1 protein-coding gene is annotated in these 213 nt (G+C 31.9%); it reads right to left on the bottom strand.

Going from position 1 to position 213, the window contains the following annotated elements; all coding sequences use genetic code 11:
- On the bottom strand, positions 1 to 213 hold a 213-nt coding region (locus tag ACX6CF_RS26965; protein WP_458788458.1), incomplete at both ends, for an O-antigen ligase family protein.

Below are 213 nucleotides of genomic sequence, written 5' to 3' on the forward strand. Positions count from 1 at the left end.
ATATTCTACCACCTTTGGCTGCTTTCGCTCTATATTCATCTGTAAACATATAACTTAATCTATTGGACACAGAAGGAATCATAAGTACAGCTATGCATCCACATAATATAAATGGCAATATCAATTTTTTATTTTTATATAGTATAAATATACCAATACCGAAAGCAGCAGATATCCATGCTCCTCTTGATATAGATGCAAATAATCCTCCAG

Source organism: Vallitalea sediminicola (assembly GCF_054408565.1).